Annotated in this window: 21 protein-coding genes, 1 tRNA gene and 1 pseudogene; 17 read left to right on the top strand and 6 right to left on the bottom strand. The window is 68.5% G+C overall.

Translation table 11 applies throughout. From position 1 onward, the window contains the following. Positions 1-110: 110 nt before the first annotated feature. Entirely contained in the window at positions 111-797 is a 687-nt protein-coding gene (ccmA, locus tag V5F75_RS13960) for a heme ABC exporter ATP-binding protein CcmA (protein WP_509212078.1), read from the top strand. After that, positions 797-1,465, top strand: coding sequence for a heme exporter protein CcmB (gene ccmB, locus V5F75_RS13955; RefSeq protein WP_394037449.1), 669 nt, complete (start codon positions 797-799; stop codon positions 1,463-1,465). The genes ccmA and ccmB overlap by 1 nt, the downstream gene beginning before the upstream one ends. A gap of 7 nt (positions 1,466-1,472) precedes the next feature. On the opposite strand, the gene V5F75_RS13950 is transcribed toward ccmB, so the two are convergent. After that, on the bottom strand, positions 1,473-1,844 hold the full coding sequence (locus tag V5F75_RS13950) for a winged helix-turn-helix domain-containing protein (protein WP_394037420.1): 372 nt from the start codon (positions 1,842-1,844) through the stop codon (positions 1,473-1,475). Positions 1,845-1,975: 131 nt separating this feature from the next. On the opposite strand from V5F75_RS13950, the gene V5F75_RS13945 reads away from it, so the two are divergent. The 5 genes from V5F75_RS13945 (at position 1,976) to V5F75_RS13925 (ending at position 5,528) form a co-directional block, all read left to right on the top strand. Continuing rightward, entirely contained in the window at positions 1,976-2,905 is a 930-nt protein-coding gene (locus tag V5F75_RS13945) for a LysR family transcriptional regulator (protein WP_394037422.1), read from the top strand. A 235-nt stretch (positions 2,906-3,140) separates the two neighbouring features. Then, positions 3,141-3,872, top strand: coding sequence for a heme ABC transporter permease (locus V5F75_RS13940; protein WP_394037424.1), 732 nt, complete (start codon positions 3,141-3,143; stop codon positions 3,870-3,872). Between the two features lie 8 nt (positions 3,873-3,880). Continuing rightward, on the top strand, positions 3,881-4,081 hold the full coding sequence (gene ccmD, locus V5F75_RS13935) for a heme exporter protein CcmD (protein ID WP_394037426.1): 201 nt from the start codon (positions 3,881-3,883) through the stop codon (positions 4,079-4,081). Between the two features lie 8 nt (positions 4,082-4,089). Continuing rightward, positions 4,090-4,692 (top strand): DsbE family thiol:disulfide interchange protein, encoded by a 603-nt coding sequence (locus V5F75_RS13930; RefSeq protein ID WP_394037428.1) that lies wholly within the window; start codon positions 4,090-4,092, stop codon positions 4,690-4,692. A gap of 23 nt (positions 4,693-4,715) precedes the next feature. Continuing rightward, on the top strand, positions 4,716-5,528 hold the full coding sequence (locus V5F75_RS13925) for a HesA/MoeB/ThiF family protein (RefSeq protein WP_394037429.1): 813 nt from the start codon (positions 4,716-4,718) through the stop codon (positions 5,526-5,528). A 251-nt stretch (positions 5,529-5,779) separates the two neighbouring features. Here V5F75_RS13925 and trpE read toward each other — a convergent pair whose 3' ends face one another. Beyond that, positions 5,780-7,291, bottom strand: coding sequence for an anthranilate synthase component I (gene trpE / locus V5F75_RS13920; RefSeq protein ID WP_394037431.1), 1,512 nt, complete (start codon positions 7,289-7,291; stop codon positions 5,780-5,782). A 13-nt stretch (positions 7,292-7,304) separates the two neighbouring features. Beyond that, entirely contained in the window at positions 7,305-9,197 is a 1,893-nt protein-coding gene (locus V5F75_RS13915) for a peptidylprolyl isomerase (RefSeq protein WP_394037433.1), read from the bottom strand. 179 nt (positions 9,198-9,376) lie between these two features. Here V5F75_RS13915 and tpiA point away from each other — a divergent pair, with 179 nt between their 5' ends. Continuing rightward, positions 9,377-10,132, top strand: a complete 756-nt coding sequence (tpiA, locus tag V5F75_RS13910; protein WP_394037435.1) for a triose-phosphate isomerase — start codon at positions 9,377-9,379, stop codon at positions 10,130-10,132. 212 nt (positions 10,133-10,344) lie between these two features. On the opposite strand, the gene V5F75_RS13905 is transcribed toward tpiA, so the two are convergent. Further along, a complete protein-coding gene (locus V5F75_RS13905) occupies positions 10,345-10,860 on the bottom strand; it encodes an outer membrane protein assembly factor BamE (RefSeq protein WP_394037437.1) in 516 nt (171 codons plus the stop codon). A gap of 243 nt (positions 10,861-11,103) precedes the next feature. Between V5F75_RS13905 and V5F75_RS13900 the strand changes: the two genes are divergently transcribed. From V5F75_RS13900 to V5F75_RS13875, 6 genes and pseudogenes are all read left to right on the top strand, one after another. Beyond that, on the top strand, positions 11,104-11,649 hold the full coding sequence (locus tag V5F75_RS13900) for a ubiquinol-cytochrome C chaperone family protein (RefSeq protein WP_394037439.1): 546 nt from the start codon (positions 11,104-11,106) through the stop codon (positions 11,647-11,649). 4 nt (positions 11,650-11,653) lie between these two features. After that, entirely contained in the window at positions 11,654-12,187 is a 534-nt protein-coding gene (locus V5F75_RS13895) for a YceD family protein (RefSeq protein ID WP_394037441.1), read from the top strand. Positions 12,188-12,447: 260 nt separating this feature from the next. Then, complete coding sequence (plsX, locus tag V5F75_RS13890) at positions 12,448-13,512, top strand: phosphate acyltransferase PlsX (protein ID WP_394037443.1); 1,065 nt, start codon at positions 12,448-12,450, stop codon at positions 13,510-13,512. Next, complete coding sequence (locus tag V5F75_RS13885) at positions 13,509-14,483, top strand: beta-ketoacyl-ACP synthase III (RefSeq protein WP_394037445.1); 975 nt, start codon at positions 13,509-13,511, stop codon at positions 14,481-14,483. The genes plsX and V5F75_RS13885 overlap by 4 nt, the downstream gene beginning before the upstream one ends. Before the next feature lie 230 nt (positions 14,484-14,713). Further along, the gene (locus V5F75_RS13880) at positions 14,714-15,031 is read left to right on the top strand and encodes an integration host factor subunit alpha (RefSeq protein ID WP_394037447.1); all 318 of its coding nucleotides are present in this window, start codon (positions 14,714-14,716) and stop codon (positions 15,029-15,031) included. A gap of 133 nt (positions 15,032-15,164) precedes the next feature. Next, a pseudogene (locus V5F75_RS13875) lies at positions 15,165-15,437 on the top strand (MerR family transcriptional regulator); the annotation flags it as partial. 1,926 nt (positions 15,438-17,363) lie between these two features. Here the strand turns inward: V5F75_RS13875 and V5F75_RS13870 are convergent. Next, positions 17,364-17,717 carry a septal ring lytic transglycosylase RlpA family protein gene (locus V5F75_RS13870; RefSeq protein WP_394034420.1) on the bottom strand — a complete coding sequence of 118 codons (354 nt, stop codon included), beginning with the start codon at positions 17,715-17,717 and terminating at the stop codon, positions 17,364-17,366. A gap of 237 nt (positions 17,718-17,954) precedes the next feature. Here V5F75_RS13870 and V5F75_RS13865 point away from each other — a divergent pair. Beyond that, positions 17,955-18,032 (top strand) — tRNA-Pro (locus V5F75_RS13865). Positions 18,033-18,277: 245 nt separating this feature from the next. Continuing rightward, positions 18,278-19,156, top strand: coding sequence for an MBL fold metallo-hydrolase (locus tag V5F75_RS13860; RefSeq protein WP_394034421.1), 879 nt, complete (start codon positions 18,278-18,280; stop codon positions 19,154-19,156). A 349-nt stretch (positions 19,157-19,505) separates the two neighbouring features. On the opposite strand, the gene V5F75_RS13855 is transcribed toward V5F75_RS13860, so the two are convergent. Further along, positions 19,506-19,994, bottom strand: coding sequence for a TrmO family methyltransferase domain-containing protein (locus V5F75_RS13855; protein ID WP_509212077.1), 489 nt, complete (start codon positions 19,992-19,994; stop codon positions 19,506-19,508). 88 nt (positions 19,995-20,082) lie between these two features. On the opposite strand from V5F75_RS13855, the gene mazG reads away from it, so the two are divergent. Next, positions 20,083-20,934 carry a nucleoside triphosphate pyrophosphohydrolase gene (mazG, locus tag V5F75_RS13850; RefSeq protein ID WP_394034423.1) on the top strand — a complete coding sequence of 284 codons (852 nt, stop codon included), beginning with the start codon at positions 20,083-20,085 and terminating at the stop codon, positions 20,932-20,934. Positions 20,935-20,936: the final 2 nt, after the last annotated feature.

Here is a 20,936-nt window from a genome sequence, read left to right as displayed (position 1 = left end):
CAACGCCAATAATCAAAGGTGGTCGGAGCGGCACCCCACCACCTCGAAAGGTGCGGTTCGGCCGCTTTATAGAGCCATTTCAAAGCGCGGTCATGCGCTAAGAAGAGGGAATGCGCAATGCATCCAAAGCAGGGGTCATGACGGGCTTTTCCATCGCCGCCCTCTCGGGCGAGAAATTGAGCTGCCAACGTGGATTCAAGCTGCTTTTCCAAGACCTTGACCTGAGCGCCACCGCCGGGCGCGCGCTGGTGGTCACGGGGCCGAACGGCGCCGGCAAGTCCTCGCTGCTGCGTATCCTGGCAGGGCTGCTCACGCCGAGCGCCGGGAAGGTGCGCCTGTCCGGCGACGGCCTGGACGGGCAGGGGGGATTGCGCGAACACCTCCATTATCTCGGTCACGACGATGCCGTGAAGGGCGCGCTCACGGTCGCCGCGAACCTCGATTTCTGGCGCCAGGTTCTTGGTCCTACAGGATTTTCCGTGGAGGAGGCGCTGGACGAGGTGGGGCTCGGCGGGCTCGGGCGGCTGCGGGCCTCGGTGCTTTCGGCCGGGCAGAAGCGGCGGCTCGCCATCGCCCGCCTGCTGGTTTCGCAGCGGCCCATCTGGATCCTCGACGAGCCCACCACCGCGCTCGACGTGAAGGCCCAGGCCCAGTTTGCGGCATTCGGTCGCGCACATCTGTATGCCGGGGGAATCCTGGTCGCCGCCACCCATGCGCCGCTCGATCTTGGCGACATCGACGGCTTGAACCTCTCCGGGCGCGCCCTCGCTCCGGCAAGCGGGGAGTTCGACGCATGATGAGCGCCTTCCTGGCCGTGGTGCGGCGCGATCTCGCCTTGTCCCTGGGCTCCGGCGGCGGGGCGGGGCTCGGCGTGGTGTTCTTCCTCTCGGTCATCACCGTGGTGCCATTCGCCGTGGGGCCGGACCTGGTGCTGCTGGCGCGCATCGGTCCCGCCATTCTCTGGATCGGCGCCCTGCTGGCGAGCCTGATCGGCCTGGAGCGGCTGTTCGCGGCCGACGCCGAGGACGGTTCCCTCGATGCCCTCACCCTTTCCGCCATGCCGCTGGAGCTGACCGCCGCCGCCAAGGGCCTCGCCCACTGGATCGCCACCGGCCTGCCGCTGGTGGTCTCGGCGCCGGCGCTGGCGCTGATGCTGAACCTGGAGCCGCCGGCCATCGGCGCCGCGGTGCTCACCCTTCTGGTGGGAACGCCGGCGGTCACCTTCCTCGGGCTCGTGGGCGCGGCGTTCGCCGGGGCGTTCCGGCGGGGTGGGCTGCTGATCGCGGTGCTGGTGATTCCCCTCACCATCCCCGTGCTCATCTTCGCGGTCGCGGCCACCTCCGCGGCGGTGACCGGCCCGGTGCCGTTCGGCACGCCGTTCCGGGTGCTGGTGGGGCTGGCGCTGTTCGCCGTGGTGCTGGGGCCGGTGGCCGCCGCCGCCGCGCTGCGGGCCGCGCGCGGCTAGCGCCAGCTCAGGCGCGTCGCTCGGTGTCCTCGGCGGGCTGGGCGTGCGCCAGTTCCTCTTGAAGGGCGGAGAGGTGCTGGCGCGCCGCCTCCGTCGCCGCCTGCTCGATGGCGCGGTACCGCGTGACCACGGCAAGGCCGAGCGGGGTCAGCGCGGTGCCGCCGCCGTGCTTGCCGCCGGTGCGGGCGGAAACGAGCGGGGAGGGGAACAATTTGTTCATCTCCTCCACCAGCTCCCAGGCCCGGCGGTAGGACATGTTCATGGCGCGGCCGGCGGCGGAGATGGAGCCGAAGGCGGCGATCTTCTCCAGCAGCTCGATCTTCCCCGGCCCGATGCGACTGCCGGGTTTCAGGTCAATTCTCACGCTCAGAGACGCCATTGTGCCTTCCCGCCGGCGGGGCCCGCCACGCGCGGCGGCCCTGCCGGGCCACTCTAACAAATGCCGGCACGCCTTGTCGCTATTCCTATTCGCATATAACGTTGTCGCGACACGGCACGGGAATGGAGCACATGTTCGTCCGGCAACTGCAGTATCTCGTGGCGGTGGCTCGCGAGGGACACTTCGGGCGGGCGGCCGGGGCCTGCAGGGTTTCCCAGCCCACCCTTTCAGCCGGAATCCGGCGCCTGGAAGAGGAACTGGGCTTGCCCCTGGTCATCCGCTCCCATCGCTTCCTCGGCCTCACCGACGATGGAGAGCGCGTGCTGGCCTGGGCGCGGCGCATGGTGGCTGATTACGACGGCCTCATGCAGGAGCTTTCCGGCGCCTCGGCGGGCCTGTGTGGCGTGCTGCGCATCGGTGCGGTGGCGTCCGCCATGCCCGCGCTCTCGGCGCTGGTGAACAGCTTCTGCGCGCGCTACCCCGAGGTGCGGGTGCAGCTCCTTCCGCTCGCAGCGGCCACGGTCCAGCGCAGCCTCGATCAGCGTGAGGTGGATGCCGCCGTGACATTGAGCACGCTCGATCCGCTCGGCCGCGTGCGGGGTACCGCGCTTTATGACGAACGCTATGTCTTCGTTTCCACACGCGGCATGCTGCAGCGCGGCGCCTCGGGCGGCATGCCCTGGGCCGAGGCGCTGAAACACCCGCTGTGCCTGCTGACGCCCGACACCGAAACCCGCAGGGTGATCGACATCGTATTGGCGCGCGTGGGCCAGACCGCGCAGCCACGCCTCGAGGTGGCGGATTTTCCGGCGGCATGGTCTCAGGTGCAGGCAGGCGGCTGGGCCTCCATCGTGCCCCACACCTATCTCGACGCCATGGACCTGCCGGCGGGCACGGCCGTGCTGGAGCTCGTGGAGCCGGAGTGGCGATCCACCATGGTTCTCGTGATCTCGGACCGTGATCCGCCTCCACCTCTTGCGGCCGCGCTGCTGCGCCATGCCCGGCAGCGTTCCGAGGCTCCGCCTGCGCGGGTGGAGGCCGCGGACTGGGCCCATGCCTGAGCGCGAGCGGCCGATGCGACGACGCCGGGCACGGCATCCCGCGCCCGGCGTCCTGCTGGTCGTGTAACTCCCACCACGGAGTTCGAGGAGATAAGCCCTCAAACGTTATATTCTTATAGATATAGCGAACGTCAAGCGCTGCGCCCGGTTTCCGCCGCGATCCGCGAGCCCTGCGACCGCGCGGCCACCGGCATGCACCTTCCCTCCGCCGCAAGGGCGCTCTAGAAGGTTTCTCATGCCGCTTCTCGACCTCGCCAATCCGGTTCGCTTCCTGAGCCTTTCGGCCCGCGTGCTGCCTTTCCTGGCTGCGGCCGCGATGCTGGTGCTCGCCGTGGGCTTCTGGCTCGCCTTCCGCGCGCCGGCCGACTACCAGCAGGGCGAGACGGTGAAGATCATGTACATCCATGTGCCGTTCGCGTGGCTGGGCATGTTCGGCTACAGCATGATGGCGGCATCCTCCATCGGCATTCTGGTATGGCGGCATCCGCTGGCGGACGTGGCGCACAAGGCCGCCGCGCCCATCGGCGCCACCTTCACCGCCCTTTGCCTCATCACCGGATCGCTCTGGGGAAGGCCCATGTGGGGCACCTATTGGGTGTGGGATGCGCGGCTCACCTCCATGCTGGTGCTGCTGCTGCTCTATCTCGGCCTGATGGCGCTGCGCGCGGCCATCGAGGACCCCAATCGCGCCGGCCGCGCGGCCGCGGTGCTCACCCTGGTGGGCTTCATCAACGTGCCCATCGTGAAGTTCTCCGTGGACTGGTGGAACACGCTGCACCAGCCGGCCTCGGTGTTCCGCATGGGCGGCTCGACCATCGATTCGAGCCTGCTGTGGCCGCTGCTCACCTGCGCGTTCGGCTTCACCCTGCTGTTCCTCACGCTCCACATGCTGGGCATGCGCACGGAGATCCTGCGCCGCCGCGTGCAGGCGCTGGAGGCGCGCGCCGCCTCCGAGGCGCTGGCCTAGGACTGCCCATGAGCCACACCTTCTTCATCGCCGCCGCCTACGGCGTCTCGCTTCTCGGGCTTGGACTGCTCGCGGCGTGGATGCTCCTCTCCTATCGCCATGAGCGGCGCACCCTGGCCGAGCTGGAGGCGCGCGGCCTGCGCCGCCGCTCCCGCGCGAGCGCAGCCACCGCCGCCGGCAGCGGCGAGCCGCTGGTGGGCACGAAATGAGCGATCCGATGTCCACACCACCCGAATCGCCCGTGATGCCGCCGCGCCGACGCCTCTGGCTGGTGGCGCTGCCGCTGGTGCTGTTCCTGGCCCTGGCCGCTCTCTTCTTCTCGCGCCTGGAGACAGGGGGCGATCCCTCGCGGGTGCCGTCGGCGCTCGTCGGCCGCCCCGCCCCGGCGGTGGTGCTGGAGCCCCTGGCCGGTCTCAACCGCGCAGGCGCGCCCGTGCCCGGCTTCGACGTGGCCGAGCTGAAAGGCAAGCCGACCCTCGTCAACGTGTGGGCCTCCTGGTGCGCCCCCTGCCGGGAGGAGCATCCGCTGCTGATGAAGATCGCGGAGGACCCGCGTCTGCGCCTCGTCGGGCTCAACTATAAGGATGCGCCCGACAACGCGCGCCGATTCCTCGGCCAATACGGCCTGCCTTACGCGGCCGTGGGCGTGGACCCGAAGGGCCGCGCGGCCATAGACTGGGGCGTCTATGGGGTGCCCGAGACCTTCGTGCTCGACCGCAACGGCGTGATCGTCCACAAATTCGTCGGCCCGCTCACCGCGGAGGCGGTGAACAACACGCTGATGCCCCTCATCGCCAAGCTTTCCGCGCCGGCCTCCTGAGGCCGGGCGCGCGGGGTCGTGCCATGGCCTTCTCGACCGAGGAAATCGAACGCTACGCCCGCCACATCGTCCTGCGCGACGTGGGCGGGCCCGGACAGCAGAAGCTGAAGGCGGCGAGCGTGCTGGTGGTGGGCGCCGGCGGCCTCGGCGCCCCGGTGCTGCTCTATCTCGCGGCGGCGGGGATCGGCCGCCTGATCCTGGTGGACGACGACACCGTCTCGCTCTCCAATCTCCAGCGTCAGGTCATTCACCGCACTGCCGACATCGGCCGGGCGAAGACCGACAGCGCGCGCGATGCCATAGCGGCGCTGAACCCGCATGTGGCGGTGGAAACGTTCCCCGCACGCCTCGACGCGGAAAACGCATCCGCCCTCATCGCCGCGGCGGACCTGGTGGTGGATGGCTCGGACAATTTCGCGACCCGGTATCTCGTGTCCGATGCCTGCGTGTTGGCGGGCAAGCCGTTGGTCACGGCGGCGCTCGGCGCCTTCGATGCCACCGTCACCACCATCCGCGCCCACGAGCGGCGGCCGGATGGGGCTCCGAACCCCACCTACCGCTGCCTGTTCCCGGAGCCGCCGCCGCCCGGCCTCGTCCCCGCCTGCGCGGAAGCCGGCGTGTTGGGGGCCCTGGCGGGCATCGCCGGCTCCATCGTGGCGCTGGAGGTCATCCGCGCCATCGTCGGATTCGGGGAGGGGCTGGTCGGCCGCCTGCTGATGATAGACGCCACCGACATGCGCTTCGAGACGCTGACCTACGCCTGGGACCCGGACAACCCGCTGACCGGCGAGAGGCCGAGCATCACTGATCTGTCCGCCCATTCGGGGCGCGGCTGAGGGTCGGTCGCGGTGCCCGGCGCTACGAATACGGGCTCATGAATTCATCGCCACCCGTTCGTGTGCGATGTTAGCTCTGCACTTTAAGTGCTTGTTTTTAAAAAATTTTTGCGAAATTGCAAGCGGGTGCCCGAGCCCCGTCCTCGTATCTCATGCAATCGACGCCGGCCCTGACCGGTGCCGATTGCATTTCGCTCAGCGCCGCGTTGCCTCGAGCATAACCCGCGAGGCGAGCTCGCGGGCGCCCGGCATCACTGGCCCTTGCTTGCGGTGGCCGCGAAGCGCACGGCCTCCTCGCCCGCGCGGAACAGGGCCTTGGCCTTGTTCACGCACTCCTGCTGCTCATTCTCCGGCACCGAATCGTAGACGATGCCTGCACCCGCCTGCACATACATGCGGCCGTCCTTCACCACCGCGGTGCGCAGGACGATGCAGGTATCCATCTCGCCGTTGGCGCCGAAATAGCCGATAGCGCCGGCGTAAATGCCCCGGCTGTCGCGCTCCAGCTCGTCGATGATCTGCATGGCCCGCACCTTCGGCGCGCCGGAGACGGTGCCCGCCGGGAAGCCTGCCGCGAGGGCGTCCAGCGCATCGCAACCGGGGGCAAGCTCGCCTTCCACGTTGGAGACGATGTGCATCACCTGGCTGTAGCGCTCGATGAAGAAGCTGTCGGTGACGCTGACGGTGCCGACCTTCGAGACGCGGCCCACGTCGTTGCGTCCGAGGTCGAGGAGCATGAGGTGCTCGGAGCGCTCCTTGGGATCGTCCAGCAACTCGCGCGCCAGTGCTTCGTCCTCGCCCGGCGTGGCGCCGCGGCGGCGGGTGCCGGCAATGGGGCGAATGGTCACCTTGCCCGCGCGCAGCCGCACCAGGATCTCGGGGCTGGAACAGACCAGCGAAAAGCCGGCGAAATTGAAATACACGAGGAAAGGCGCGGGATTGACCCGCCGCAGGGCCCGGTAGAGCGAAAAAGGCGGCAGGGTGAAGGGGCTCTCGAAGCGCTGGGAGAGCACCACCTGGAAGATGTCGCCCGCGCGGATATATTCCTTCGCCTTCTCCACCATGGCGCGATATTCCGCCGGGGTGGTGTTGGAGGAGGCTTCCACGGCGCCGTGGAAGGGCTCCGGCGCCGGATGGGCCACGGCGCCTTCGAGCGCCCGCACCACGGCATCGATCCGGTCGAGCGCCGCTTCATAGGCGGCCCGGGGCGAAACGCCGGCGTTGGGGCGAACGGGAGTGACGGCGGTCAGCTCGTCCTTCACCGAATCGAACACCACCATGATGGTGGGGCGGATCAGCAGGGCATCCGGCACGCCCATGACGCTGGGCTTGGCGGCGGGCAGCCGCTCCATCTGGCGCACCATGTCGTAGCCGAGGTAGCCGAACACGCCGGCGGCCATGGGCGGGGCGCCTTCCGGCAGGTCGATGGCGGATTCGGCCAGCAGCGCGCGCAGCGCCTTCAGCGGCGCCTCGGCGCACGGCGCAAACGCCTCCTCGTCCGCCTCTGGCGCGCGGTTGATCTCGGCGAGATCGCCGCGCACGCGGAAGAGAAGGTCGGGCTTCAGCCCGATCATGGAGTAGCGGCCGCGGGCCTGGCCGCCTTCCACCGATTCCAGCAGGAAGGCGTTCGGCAGCTCGCCGGCGAGCTTCAGGAAAGCGGAAACAGGTGTCTCCAGATCCGCCACCAGGGTGGTGGAAACCACCTGCGCCTCGCCCTTGAGGTAGCGGGCAGCGAAAAGCTCGAAGTCGGAGGGTGCGTTCATCTCTCCCTCCGCCTCAGTTGGCCTGCGCGCCGACGGACTGGGCATAGGCGCGCTGGTTGATCCGCACGCCGATCTGCTTTTGCAGCCCGCCGAGATACTGCATCAGCACGTCATTCTGGATCTGCCGGGTAAGATCCTGCGCCATGCGCGCATCCACCTCGGTGGGCGGCGGCACCATGACCTTGGTGACCTGGAACACGATGCGCTCCGGCGCCTTGGAGGCAGCCGCCTCGCCGAAGCCGCCATCCTTGGCGTCGAACACCGTATCAAGGCTCTCGGCCGAGAAGCTGCCGTCCGCGCGGCCGCGGCGCAGCCCGTCGGCCATCTGGATCGGCAGGTCGGCCTCGCCGGCCACCTGGGCGAGGGGCGTTCCGGCCTCGGCCTTGGCGAGCAGGGCCTTGGCCTTGGCCGCTACCGCCTTGGCGGTTTCATCCTCGGTCCAGCGGGCGGTCACCGCCGCCTTGGCCTCCTCGAAGGTGCGATCGCGGGAGGGGGTGATGGCATTGGTCTCATACCAGATGAAGCCGCCGTTCTGCGGAAGCTGCACCGTGTCGGTCTCCACGCCCGGCGCGGACGCGAAGGCGCCGGCGATGACCTCCTGGCCGCCGGGCACGTCCACGGGATTGCCCTGCGCATCGCGGCCGGAACGGTCCACGGCGTCGAACACCTGGAGCTTGAGGCCGAGCTTCTGCGCGGTCTCCGCGAGGGTGGCACCGGAGGCGCGCTCGTCCTCCACCGCGTCGTGCTTGTCGAGCAGTTCGCGCCGCGCCTTGGCCAGCGCCAGCTCCTGCGTCAGCTCGCCCTTCACCTCGTCGAAGGGGCGGGTAGTGCCCGGCTCGATCCTGGCGACATGCACCAGGGCCGCGCCGAATCGGCCCGCGACCGGCTCGCTGGTTGCCCCGTCGGCCAGGGCGAAGGCCGCGTCGGCGATCTTGGGATCGATGATGCCGGACTTGGCCACGAGGCCGAGATCCGTGTCCTTCGCGGTGAGTCCCTCGGCGGCGGCGATCTCAGCGAAGCTCGCGCCGGCCTTGATCTTCGCAACCGCTGCGGCCGCGTCCTCGGGCTTGGTGAAGACGATCTGCTGCACCTCGCGCCGCTCGGGCGTGCCGAAACGGGCGATGTCGCGGTCATAGGCGGCGCGCGCCTCCGCATCGGTGACGGTGAGGGCGCCCGCCAGAGCCTGGGGCGTCAGCGCCAGCACCGAGACCTTGCGGTATTCCGGCGCGCGGAAAGCCACCTTGTGGGCACCGAAAAAGGCCTGGAGCGCGGCATCCGTGGGGGCGGGCAGGTCGCCGGCCGCCGCCGGCGTCACCAGGATGTAGGAGACGTTCCGCAGCTCGCCCTCGTAGCGGTGCAGGGCGTCGAGCAGCACCTTCGGCGCAGCGATTCCGTCGCCGAGCCCATCGATGACCTGCTCGCGCAGGGCGCGTTTCTTCTCGCTGGCCACGAAGCGCTGCTCGGTGAGGCCGTTGGCCCGCAGCAGCTGGTCGAAATAGGCCGGGTCGAAGCTATCGGCGCCGGGGCGGCGGTAGTTGGGATTGTCCTGAATGGCCTTGGCGATCTGCGCGTCGCCCACCGCAAGGCCCAGGCGCCGGGCCTCCTCGTCGAGGGTGGCGTCGGCGATCATCTGGTTCAGCACCTGCCGGTCGAGGCCGAACGCGCGCGCCTGCTCGGTGGTCAGGCCCTTGCCCGTGCTGCGGCCGATGCGCTGCACCTGCTCCATGAACGCGTTGCGGTAATCGGCCGCGGGAATGTCCGTGCCCCCGACGGTGGCCACGGTGCTGGCACCGAAGCCGCGAAACACGTCGGCGATGCCCCAGACCACGAAGCTGAGCGTGAGCAGGATAAGGAAGATCTTGGCGATCCAGCCGGAAGCACCCTTGCGGAGAGTCTGAAGTACCATCGTCCATTCGTTCGATAGGCGCGGGCGGGGCCGGCGCGGAAGCGGCGCATCATAGGGAGGGGCAGGGGGCCCCGCAACGGCGCTTCACCACGCAATTGCGCCCGTTTGCGGGCTCTTGCGCGCTCTGCTACGTGACGGGCGGACGACAACGACCCAACGACACGCCCTCGGAGATGCCCATGCCCGCCGCCCGCCGTATCCTCATCGCCGGCAATTGGAAGATGAACGGATTGCGCGCCGCCAAGAGCGAGCTGCGGGGCATCGTGGCGGGGCTCGATGCCGCCCTTCAGGCCAAGGCCGACATTCTGGTGTGCCTGCCGGCCACCCTGCTGGCGGGCTTCGCCGCCGATGTCGCCGGCAGCCCGATCATGCTGGGCGGGCAGGATTGCCACTTCAACGCCGCCGGTGCCCACACCGGCGACATCTCCGCCGAGATGCTGAAGGACGCGGGCGCCGTGGCCGTCATCGTCGGCCATTCCGAGCGGCGCGCGGACCATGGCGAGGGCGATGCCATCGTCAATGCCAAGGTGAAGGCGGCGTGGCGCGCCGGCCTGCTGCCGGTGGTGTGCGTGGGCGAGACGCTGGCGGAGCGCGAGGCCGGGGAGGCCGCCGCCGTGGTGACGCGGCAGGTGCGCCAGTCGATTCCCGAGGGCGCGGGCGCTGCGAATCTCGTGGTCGCCTATGAGCCCATCTGGGCCATCGGCTCCGGCCGCACGCCCACGCCCGCGGATGTGGCCGAGGTGCATGCGACCATCCGCAGGGTGCTCACTGAGCGATTCGGTGCCGAGGCCGCCGGCGTCCGCATCCTCTACGGCGGCTCGGTGAAGCCGGACAATGCCGCGACCCTGCTGGCGGTGCCCGATGTGGATGGCGCCCTGGTGGGCGGGGCGAGCCTGAAGGCGGCCGATTTCCTCTCCATCGCGCGGGCGATCTGAGGCGCGCGCCGGAGGCGTTTCAAGACTCCGGCGCCGCATTCCGGCGAAGCTGCGCCTCCGCATGGACAGAGCTATGTCAAATCATCAGGTAAAGAGTCCGGCCGCGATCGCGCCGCGGCCGTGATTTCGCTCCTGCGGAGCGAATGCACCGGAAACCCATCCTTGAAGACCGTGCGCGGAGCCAGCCCGAGAGCGGACTCCGCGCAGGCGCGTCAGAAGCTGACGAGGCCGATGAGCTGCTGCACCAGGCTCAGGTCTTCGCCACTCGTGGGCGTGGTCTGCGACACGAAGTCGAACACCTTGCCGTCCTTCAGCCCGTACTGGGCGATGCGGCTCACGCGGTTGTTCTTGTCGAAATAGATGGCGAGCACCTTCTGCTCGGTGATCTCCGGCTTCAGGAAGGCCACCTTCTGGGCGGTCTGGGAGATGTAGTAGAAGACCTGCCCGTTCACGGTGGCGACCGTGGAGGGCGTGCCAAGCACGAGCAGCACCTGTTCCTGGCTCGATCCCACCGGCACCTGGTCCAGCGCGCCCTCGCTCAGCACGTAGCCGCGCTGGTAGGTGCGGGTGACGCCGGAGAGCGAGGTGCCGCTGCCGCCGACGATGTTGGCGCAGGCGGAGAGGGTGGTGGCGGCCAGGAGCAGGGCGAGCGCCGCGCCCGCCCGCCCGACGCGCCGGTCACGGATCGCCTCGGCTTCACCTTGCGCTGCCTGCCGCGAATGTCCCATGTGCCGTGTCACCACACGCATCCCCATCTTTTGATGTCCCCAGCCTGTGGCCGGAGGCCCCGCCCGGTTGACATACCACACGAGCGACGGCGCCCGTGCTATGCTTCCTCGACTGTTCGGCCGATGACCGCGACGCGGAGTCTTGCGCCACGGCCGGCGCCGCGCTACCCCGCTCGCGACACTTCCCTCGCCCGAGCACCGGATCGCGCTTTGGCGCATTCCGGCCGATCCTTCAAGGATGCGATGTTCAAACTGTTCCGCCCCTCAAAGAGCCGCGAGACCATTGAGCGCCTGTATGGCGCGATCGTGGCGCTCTCGCGGCGAGAGGCGTTCTATACCGACTTCGGCGTGCCGGACACGCTGGAGGGCCGCTTCGAGATGGTGCTTCTGCACACGATTCTCGTCTGCCATCGCCTGAAGGGCGGAAGCGAAGGGGAGCGCGCGCTCTCGCAGGAGCTGTTCGACACCTTCGCCTCCGACATGGACGGCACCCTGCGCGAAATGGGGGTGGGTGACCTCTCGGTGCCCAAGAAGATGAAGAAGATCGGCGCCGCCTTCTACGGCCGCGCCGCGGCCTATGACGCCGCGCTGGCCGCGCAGGAGAACACGCTGCTCGAGACCGCCCTCGCGCGCAACATCCTGGAGGCGGACACCGGCGCCGCCGCCGATCATTCCCGCGCGCTCGCCGCCTATGTCCGCGCTGCCGTGCGCGCCTTGGCCGCGGCGCCCTTCGAGACCCTGGCGCGCGGCGCGCTCGACCTGCCGGCGCCCGAGGCGATGCGAGGCTGAAGCCATGACCCAACCGCCCCTCACCGATCTTCCGCTCCGCCACGTTCTCAGTGTCGCGGAGGTGCCGCCGCACGGCGTCGACGTGCGCATAGAGACCAGCGAGGCTGAACGCGCCAGCCTCGCGCGGCACATGGGCGTCATCGCCGTGCCCGCGTTCGCCGCCATGCTCCACGTGGCGCCGGAGGGGGCTGACGGCCTGCGTGTGACAGGCCGGCTCGAGGCTGCGGTGGTGCAGGCCTGCGGCGTCACGCTGGAGCCGTTCGAGGCGCCGGTGCGGGAGGAGATCGAGGTGCACTTCGTGCCGGCCGGCACCGCTGTGCCGCCCGGGGCCGAGGAAGACGAAAGCTACGATCCCCCCGATGAGATCGAGAACGGCGCCATCGACCTCGGAGCCCTCGCGAGCGAATTCCTCGCGCTGGGGATAGATCCTTATCCGCGCAAGCCGGGCGTCGTGTTCGAGGCACCGGCGGAGGACGCCGCGGCGATCTCGCCATTTTCCGCCCTTTCGCGGCTGAAGGGCCCGAACGACAGGGATTGACGCGAGGGCCCTGCGCGCGCGGCCGTGGGGGCAAAGCGCCCTTGCCATGCGCCCGTGAGCCGCTATTGTCCGCCCGCCTTGACGCGGCGGCGCGTCGCGGCATCCCGGACCTCGCCACGACCGTCGTCATCCGCCCTGCATAAAGGTATGAAGGTGCTGAGACTCGGACCGAACCGCTCCGGTGCACCGCTTCGGCGGCTGTCGTCCGGTCCGGCCCCCGGCCACCCGGCATGTGTGAAACAATGGGACTCGCTTTCTAAATGACCGCAGCCGTCCGCATCGCTCTCGACGCCATGGGAGGAGACCATGGTCCGGAGACGGTTCTTTCCGGTGCGGAGATCGCCCTCGGCCGCCATCCCGACGCGACCTTCATCCTCTATGGGGACGAGGCCCGGCTGAAGGGCCTGCTGGCGGCGCACCCCAAGCTCGCGGCCGCCTCCCGCGTCGTCCACACCGAGGTGGTGGTGGGCATGGACGACAAGCCCAGCCAGGCGCTGCGGCGCGGGCGCTACAAATCCTCCATGTGGCGGGCCATCGATGCCGTGAAGCTACGGGAGGCCGATGCCGCCGTCTCCGCCGGCAACACCGGCGCGCTCATGGCCATGGCCAATTTCAACCTGCGCACCATGCCGGGCATCAGCCGACCGGCCATCGCGGGCATCTGGCCCACGCTGCGCGGCGAGAGCGTGGTGCTCGACGTGGGCGCCTCCATCGGCGCCACCTCCAAGAGCCTCGTGGAAATGGCGGTGATGGGCTCCGCCATGGCGCGCGTGCTGTTCGACATCGAGAATCCCTCCGTCGGCCTGCTCAATGTCGGCGTCGAGGAGATCAAGGGCGTCGAGGAGGTGAAGGAAGCCGCGCGCATCCTGCGCGAAGAGAACTGGGGCGTGAACTACCACGGCTTCGTGGAGGGCAACGACATCGGCGCCGGCACCGTGGACGTGGTGGTGACCGAGGGATTCGCCGGCAACATCGCGCTCAAGACCGCCGAGGGAACAGCCAAGCAGCTCGCCTCCTACCTGCGCGCCGCCATGGGGCGCTCGCTGCGGGCGCGCATCGGCTATCTGTTCGCACGTGACGCCTTCCAGGCGCTCCGCGAAAAGATGGACCCGCGCCGGTCCAACGGCGGCGTGTTCCTCGGCCTCAACGGCATCGTCATCAAGAGCCACGGCGGCACCGATGCGGAAGGCTTCGCCTCCGCGGTGGATGTCGCCTACGACATGGTGCGCTACGAGATTCTGGCGCGCATCGAAAAAAGTCTCGTCGGTCATGCGGCATCGGTGGCGCCGGTGGCCCAGCCTGTTGGGGTGGAAGGTCAATCGTGAGCGGGATCAGGTCTGTCGCGCGGGGCATCGGCTCCTATCTCCCCGAGCGGGTCGTCACCAACGCCGAGCTGTCGGAGCGCCTCGACACCTCCGACGAGTGGATCGTGCAGCGCACGGGCATCCGCCAGCGGCACATCGCGGCAGAGGGCGAGTGCACCTCCGCCCTCGCCCTGGTGGCCGCCCGCCGCGCTCTGACCGATGCGGGCCTGGAGCCCGGCGATATCGATCTGATCGTGCTCGCCACCGCCACGCCCGACCAGACCTTTCCGGCTACGGCCGTGACCGTGCAGGCAGAGCTCGGCATCACCCATGGCGCGGCCTTCGATGTCCAGGCGGTTTGCTCCGGCTTCGTCTTCGCGCTCGCCACCGCCGATGCGCACCTGAAGACGGGCGCCTTCAAGCGCGCGCTGGTGATCGGCGCGGAGACCTTCTCCCGCATCCTCGACTGGGAGGACAGGGGCACCTGCGTTCTGTTCGGAGACGGCGCCGGCGCCATGGTCCTGGAGGCCCAGCCGCAGGAGAGCGCGGGGGCCACGGGGCTGCTCACCACGCACCTGCGCTCCGACGGGCGCCATCGCAACAAGCTCTATGTGGACGGCGGCCCGTCCTCCACCGGCACGGTCGGCCATCTGCGGATGGAAGGGCGCGAGGTGTTCAAGCACGCGGTGGGCATGATCACCGACGTGATCACCGATGCCTTCGCCGCCACGGGCGAGAGCGCGGATAGTATCGACTGGTTCGTGCCGCACCAGGCGAACCGCCGGATCATCGATGCCAGCGCGCAGAAGCTGGCTATCGCGCCGGAGAAGGTGGTGACCACCGTCGATCTCCATGGTAATACCTCCGCCGCTTCCATTCCCCTGGCGCTGGACGTCGCTTGGCGGGACGGGCGCGTGCGGCGGGGCCATCTCGTGCTGCTCGAGGCCATGGGCGGCGGCTTCACCTGGGGGTCGGCGCTGCTGCGCTGGTAGGATTTCCAGGCTTTTGGCCCTTGCCGCATTGGTGAATTGCGTTGACCGGGCCGATGGCCGGCGGCTAGGCTTCTTTTCGCAGCCGCGCTCCCTCCTTGAGCGGAGCGATGGACGGTGCACCGTCATCATGGTGAAGCCTTACCGGGTTGAAATCGTGAGGATTGAGAGCCGGAGCTGTCGAGCATCGCCCCTGGCTTCCGCGGCGGGCTCTCTAGGGGTCGGGGAAACAAATGGCTGGTCGGACTGTGACGCGGGCGGATCTGTGTGAGGCCGTCTATCAGCAGGTGGGGCTCTCGCGCACCGAATCCGCCGCTCTGGTGGAGCAGGTGCTGAAGGAGATCGCCGATTGCCTCGCGCGGGGCGAGACGGTGAAGCTCTCCTCGTTCGGCTCCTTCGTGGTCCGCGAGAAGGGCGAGCGCATCGGCCGCAATCCCAAGACCGGTCAGGAAGTTCCCATCGAGCCGCGCCGTGTGATGGTGTTCAAGCCGTCCAGCATCCTCAAGCACCGCATCAACGGCACCCTGCCCGACGGTGCGGATGAGGATTGATAACGTTACATTTTACCTTACCTTTTCGCGCTATGCCAATGCCGGTATGATTCCTGTGTTCCGTATTCGGAATGGCACGATTCGGCGGAATCGTCGCCGCTGAGCGGGCCGGGCAGGCAGAGGACGAGGCAAGGTGGGCGACGCGCGCGAGACCGAAAAGGATCCGGACGCCTTCCGGACCATCAGCGAGGTCGCCGAAGACCTCAATCTGCCGCAACACGTGCTGCGCTTCTGGGAAACGCGCTTTCCCCAGATTAAGCCGGTGAAGCGCGCCGGCGGCCGGCGCTTCTATCGTCCCGAGGACGTGGACCTGCTGCGCGGTATCCAGCAGCTCCTCTACCGTGAAGGCTACACCATAAAAGGCGTGCAGAAGATCCTGAAGGAACAGGGGATTCGGCACGTCCAGGATGTCGGCGTCGAACGTGATGTCGCTGTCATGCGCTCGGCCCCAGCCGAGCGCCCGGCCAGCGCGCAGGATGGCGACATTCTCGGCGGGCTGCTCGGCCTGCTGCCCCGCCGCCGCGGCAAGGGCAATGACGATCCCGCGCTCGACCCCCTGCCGCGCGATGTGGAACTGCCGCTTCCGTTTCCGGATGCCGACGCCGATCGTGACCTCGCCGCCGACCGTGGTGAGCCGGTGGCGCCGCTGCCGCCGCGCACGCGTGAACGCCGCCTGGCGGAACGCCGCTATGACGATGGGGTTTTCGAGGAGCGCATCTACGAGGAGCGCGACTATGTGGCCGAGCCCCGGCATCGCGAGCCGCGCCTGACCGATGCGCCGCGCGCGCGCCGTGCCCCTGTCGATGACGTCGAGGAGCTTGAGGACGAGCCGACGGCCTTCGCGCCGCGTGTGGAGAGCCGCGCTCCGGAGGCCGGTCGCCGTCGCGCCGTCGCCCCCGAGGATCCGGCGCCGGACGACAGGGTGGCTGCGAATGCGGCTCCCTCCTTCGCGCCGCCGCGGGTGGCGCATCCCGCGCCCGTCGTGCAGCGCCGCCCCACGCGGGGGCCGGCGGCGCGGGTGGCGACGGCGCCAGTTGACGAGGAGTTTTCCGATCCGCTCCTGCCCTTCATGGAGCCCGAGGCGCCCGCTGCGCCCGCGCCACTGGAGGAACGTATCCGGCGGTTGAAAGAGCGCGAGGCCGGGCCGCCGGAAGAGTATCTTCCCCCGAAGCTGCGACGCCGTCACGCCGATGCGCCGGCCGAAGAGCCGCCCGCCCCTGTGATGACCCGGCATGAGCCGCCGCTTCCGCGTGCCTCGACCACGGCATGGCCGGAACTCGCGCGGGCGTCCGCCGCCGTCGAGCACGATCTTGCGGTTTGGCATGAGCACCTCAGCCCCGCCGACGAGGCCCGCGCCGCGCCGGAGGCCAATGCCTCTGGTGCCTGGGGGGACGAGGAGGACATTTCGGCTGACGATGCCGAGAGCGGCTATGCGGCCGAGGAGGAGAGCGCGGGCTGGTACGATGATGATGGCGCCGCCCTCGACAACGCGAGCGATGACGAATCCGCGCCCTGGTCGGAGGACGACGCTGGCACCTGGGAGGATGAGCCGCCCAGGGAGGCGCCTGCGCATCGTTTCCAGCCGCAGGCGGCTGCCGCGCCGTTCCAGGTCAAGGCGCCCGTCTCCGCCCGTCTCGGAATGGGGACGCTGGCCGGCGCATCGAGCTTCGCGAGCGCCGTGCGCCTGCCTCCTTCGATGGATCACGAGGACATCATGCCCGCACCGCTCGCTGCCGCCCGCAAGGCACCCGCGATGACCGAAGAGGCCGCCACCAGGCCGGCACCCGCCGCGCAGCAGCGGCCGGCGCCGGCCGCTGCTGCGCGGGTTGCGGGGCCGGTTGCCCCGGAAGCCCCCGTGCGGCGCGTCGGGCCGCTGACGGGCCCCTTGGAGGATGATTTTCCTGCCGATCCGCCGGCACCATTCGCCGGCCCGGCAAATCCGCCACCGCACGCTCCTGTTGCGGGCATGGGGCCGTGGAGCCGTCCTGCGCCGCAGGCGAGCCGGGAGCATCATGCTCAGCAGCCGGCCGGTGCGTTCTGGCAGGGCCGCGAGCCGTTCGAGGCACCCGTGGCGCAGGGCGCGCCCATTGATCCTTACCTGCCGCCGCACCTGCGCGCGGAGCCGCAACGGCCAGTGGGGCAGGGCGGTGTGCAGCCCGTTCTCTCGCGGGACGATGTGCACCGCCTGCAGGCGACCCTCTACGAATTGGGGGAATGCCGTCGATTGCTGCGGGACGTGACGGAGCCGCAAGCCGAATCCGGGCAGGTGTGAAAAGGTCGGGAAGGGACTTTTCCCTTCCCGACCCTTGTAGAACGCTTGACGACGCCTATTTCAGTTCGTGACGGCGAGGCTGACACGGGTGACCCCGTGTCCGGTAAAGCCGAGATGGCTTGCCGCGGCCCGGGAGACGTCGATGATGCGTCCCCGGATGTATGGCCCACGGTCGTTGATACGCACGACGACGCTTTTGCCATTCCGCAGGTTAGTGACGCGCACCTTCGTTCCGAAGGGGAGGGAGCGGTGGGCGGCTGTCATCTCGCCCGGGTTGAACCGTTCTCCGCTCGCAGTGCGCTGGCCTTGCCAATAGTAAGAGGCGATGCCGGTGGAGGTGTCTGCCCGACTCGATCCAGGCGCGAACGCCATCAGGCTCAGAGCCGCACAGGACAGGACCACGCGTTTCTTCATGCGTCCGTTCTTCCTGTTGTTGAGGACAGTCCCAATTGCCGGCGAAATGTGTTCACAATGTCCCGATCAGGGGTCCCGGATGGGGCAGGGCGTCACATTTCAGACGTAATTGACGAGCCTCGCTCTGAGTCCATCCAAGATATCAACAGGTTGAGGTCATGATTGGGGATGGCCGAGGCGTCATTCGGAAATGGGCTTGTCGAGGGCGGAGGGATGGTCTAAGCACTCGCCTCAAGTCGGAGCGTAGCGCAGCCCGGTTAGCGCACTAGTCTGGGGGACTAGGGGTCGGAGGTTCAAATCCTCTCGCTCCGACCATTTATCAGCCTTCTTCCTTCATTGCCGGTTCCAGCCTCCTTCCATTCCCGCGATGTCCCGCATTGTGGATGCTGGGGCAGGAGAATGTGCGAACTGGCCTAACGCCGCGCCAAGGCGGTGACGAGGGGAGGGCGGGGCACCTATGGATTTGAGCGGGCGACCGAAGGCGGGTTAGATGCCGATCCGGCAGAATCCTCCGCTGAGCTCGCTCTCAGCCGCCTGCCGCTTCGCCAGCGAGGTTGTCCATGCCCCACCCGACGTCGCCCCACCACGCATCCCTTCATGTCACGATCCTGGGATGCGGTTCGTCGGGCGGTGTGCCACGCGTGGGGCAGGGCTGGGGCGCCTGCGATCCTGACGAGCCCCGCAACCGGCGTCGGCGCTGCTCCATCCTGGTGGCCCGGCGAGGGCCTCACGGCACCACCCAGGTACTGGTGGACACCTCTCCCGATCTGCGCGAGCAGCTTCTGGGTGCCGATGTGCGCACCCTAGACGCGGTTCTGTTTACCCACGCCCATGCCGACCATACCCATGGCATCGACGATCTGCGGCCGCTCGCCATCGAGCATCGTCGCCGGATCGACATTCATGCCGATGACGACACGCTACGGGCTCTGCGCAAGCGCTTCGGCTATTGCTTCGAAACCCCGCCCGGCAGCGCATATCCACCCATCCTCAACGCGCATCGCTTCCAGGATGGGGATGAGATCGTCATCGAGGGGCCGGGAGGGCCTATCGTGGCGCTGGCCTTCCGTCAGCACCACGGGGATATCGATTCCTTCGGTTTCCGCTTTGGCGGCATGGCCTATTCCAGCGACGTGAATGGCATTCCCGCAGGCTCTCTGGCGCGCCTGCACGGCCTCGACACATGGATTGTCGACGCGCTGAGGGAGGCGCCGCATCCATCCCACTTCACGGTCTCGGACGCGCTCGATCACATCGCCGTCCTGAGGCCGCGCCGCGCCATCCTGACCGACCTTCACACCGATCTCGACTATGCGACATTGAAGCGCCGGTTGCCGCCCACTGTGGAGCCAGCGTTCGATGGCCTGTCGTTCACCGTGCCAACGGAGGCGGTGGGCGAGGCATGGCAGCCGGCTCATAAATCGCCGTTTACCATATGAGAGCGGCGCAGCCGGCAGGCAGTCCGCTTGCCGCGCCACTTGCGGTGTCCGACCCATCACATTGTTTATTAATAACTTTATTGTAAATCTCAAGCATCGATGCGATGGCGCGCACGGCGCCATAGAGCTCGCCACCATAAATGACAGCATGCTGTCATACTATCGCGAAACAGCGCGTCGTAGTTCCATAATATCTCTTCTGCGAATCATTTTGGCGACGCCTAAATGGTATCTAGATGCCGCCATCTAAATGGCTTTGGTCGGGCAGGTAGGCATCCCGGCGCTCATGTTTCGGACGCGCTGGCCACCGGGATGCCTCGTCTGCTCCGCGGTGGCCTGCCCTGCCCCTTCAGGCCGGCGTTTGCGGGGCATGCTCCGGCTTCAGGTCGACCAGCGCCGTGCCGTCGATGCAGTCCAGGCCCCGAACGGAAATGGTCAGGCCGTCGACCCCGAGCAGAGTGACGATGGAGGATGCGATAGGATTGGGCCGCGCCGGTGAGCGCAGGGCAAAGGTGCCCGCAGGCTGCTGTCCGCGCGGGATCTGGAGCACCAGGTCGCGCCGGGCCTGATCCATCCAGTACAGCACCTGGAGCCGTGCATGACCGGCTATTCCGGTGAGCGCCTCGGCCCAACGCGGCTCGATCTCCAGAGTGCAGACGGGACCGGAAATCGCGTCGCCCTGCCTGGGGCATTCCGCCCGGATGCGCCACGGCGTGCGCACCCGCCCGATGAAATAGATATGAGCATCATAACGGTCCGGCAGGTCGATCCCGTGCTCGCCGGGGCGCACGCCTCCGGTCATGGCGGGGTCGGATCGGGGATCGTTCTCTGGTGTCATGGAGAGGCCGGCCTCAGGGAGGGAAACCACATCGCTTCCGCGTCGCGGGGGGCGTAGAGTGCGGCGTTCCAGCCGAAAGGAGAAGCCCATGGAAGCCTCCCGCGACATCGCGCGCCTCATCGAGATCATGGCCGCGCTGCGCGCACCGGATACGGGCTGCCCCTGGGATCTGGAGCAATCCTTCGCCACCGTCGCCCCCTACACGATCGAGGAGGCCTACGAGGTGGTGGACGCCATCGCGCGCGAGGATCTGGGCGACCTTCGGGAGGAACTGGGCGACCTGCTGCTGCAGGTGGTCTTTCACGCCCAAATGGCGCAGGAGCGTGGAGTGTTCGATTTCGGCGGCGTGGTGGAGGCCATAACCACCAAGCTCATCCGTCGCCATCCGCACGTGTTCGGCGATGCGCGCGCCCTCGAGCCGGACCGCGTGAAGGCGCTTTGGGCTGAGATCAAGGCCGAGGAGAAGGCGGAAAAGGCGGCGCGACGGGCGACGGCAGGGCAGGCGCCGGAGGACGACGGGGGCGTGCTCGGCGGCGTGCCCCTGCCCCTCCCTGCCCTCACCCGGGCCTTGAAGCTGCAGGAGAAAGCCGCGCGCGTGGGCTTCGACTGGGACGACGCCCGGCAAGTCCTGGCCAAGATCCGGGAAGAGGCGGACGAGGTCGAGGAAGCGCTGAATCACCAGGGTATCGCCGCGGTCCGGGACGAGATCGGCGATCTCCTGTTCGCCGTGGCGAACCTCGCCCGTCATGCCGGTGTCGATCCGGAGGCGGCGCTGCGGGGAACGAATGACAAGTTCGTTCGCCGTTTCGGGCATATCGAGCGCAGCCTTGCGCAGGAAGGCACGCCCCCACACGCGGCCGGGCTCGCCCGCATGGAGGCGCTCTGGGAAGAGGCGAAGCGGGCGGAAAAGGCGCCCATCCCCGAGAAAGGCGCGGCCTGAAC

This window comes from Xanthobacter albus (assembly GCF_043194895.2).
GTDB lineage: Bacteria > Pseudomonadota > Alphaproteobacteria > Rhizobiales > Xanthobacteraceae > Xanthobacter.
This window is presented reverse-complemented; position numbering and strand designations above follow the sequence as displayed.

Coding starts and splice junctions, on each gene's coding strand:
- V5F75_RS13905 (WP_394037437.1), bottom strand. CDS start 10,860: ATGGGACATTCGCGGCAGGCAGCGCAAGGTGAAGCCGAGGCGATCCGT.
- V5F75_RS13880 (WP_394037447.1), top strand. CDS start 14,714: ATGGCTGGTCGGACTGTGACGCGGGCGGATCTGTGTGAGGCCGTCTAT.
- tpiA (WP_394037435.1), top strand. CDS start 9,377: ATGCCCGCCGCCCGCCGTATCCTCATCGCCGGCAATTGGAAGATGAAC.
- V5F75_RS13950 (WP_394037420.1), bottom strand. CDS start 1,844: ATGGCGTCTCTGAGCGTGAGAATTGACCTGAAACCCGGCAGTCGCATC.
- ccmA (WP_509212078.1), top strand. CDS start 111: ATGCGCAATGCATCCAAAGCAGGGGTCATGACGGGCTTTTCCATCGCC.
- V5F75_RS13925 (WP_394037429.1), top strand. CDS start 4,716: ATGGCCTTCTCGACCGAGGAAATCGAACGCTACGCCCGCCACATCGTC.
- V5F75_RS13870 (WP_394034420.1), bottom strand. CDS start 17,717: ATGAAGAAACGCGTGGTCCTGTCCTGTGCGGCTCTGAGCCTGATGGCG.
- plsX (WP_394037443.1), top strand. CDS start 12,448: ATGACCGCAGCCGTCCGCATCGCTCTCGACGCCATGGGAGGAGACCAT.
- V5F75_RS13940 (WP_394037424.1), top strand. CDS start 3,141: ATGCCGCTTCTCGACCTCGCCAATCCGGTTCGCTTCCTGAGCCTTTCG.
- V5F75_RS13915 (WP_394037433.1), bottom strand. CDS start 9,197: ATGGTACTTCAGACTCTCCGCAAGGGTGCTTCCGGCTGGATCGCCAAG.
- V5F75_RS13860 (WP_394034421.1), top strand. CDS start 18,278: ATGCCCCACCCGACGTCGCCCCACCACGCATCCCTTCATGTCACGATC.
- V5F75_RS13930 (WP_394037428.1), top strand. CDS start 4,090: ATGTCCACACCACCCGAATCGCCCGTGATGCCGCCGCGCCGACGCCTC.
- V5F75_RS13895 (WP_394037441.1), top strand. CDS start 11,654: ATGACCCAACCGCCCCTCACCGATCTTCCGCTCCGCCACGTTCTCAGT.
- ccmD (WP_394037426.1), top strand. CDS start 3,881: ATGAGCCACACCTTCTTCATCGCCGCCGCCTACGGCGTCTCGCTTCTC.
- V5F75_RS13855 (WP_509212077.1), bottom strand. CDS start 19,994: ATGACACCAGAGAACGATCCCCGATCCGACCCCGCCATGACCGGAGGC.
- mazG (WP_394034423.1), top strand. CDS start 20,083: ATGGAAGCCTCCCGCGACATCGCGCGCCTCATCGAGATCATGGCCGCG.
- V5F75_RS13900 (WP_394037439.1), top strand. CDS start 11,104: ATGTTCAAACTGTTCCGCCCCTCAAAGAGCCGCGAGACCATTGAGCGC.
- ccmB (WP_394037449.1), top strand. CDS start 797: ATGAGCGCCTTCCTGGCCGTGGTGCGGCGCGATCTCGCCTTGTCCCTG.
- trpE (WP_394037431.1), bottom strand. CDS start 7,291: ATGAACGCACCCTCCGACTTCGAGCTTTTCGCTGCCCGCTACCTCAAG.
- V5F75_RS13945 (WP_394037422.1), top strand. CDS start 1,976: ATGTTCGTCCGGCAACTGCAGTATCTCGTGGCGGTGGCTCGCGAGGGA.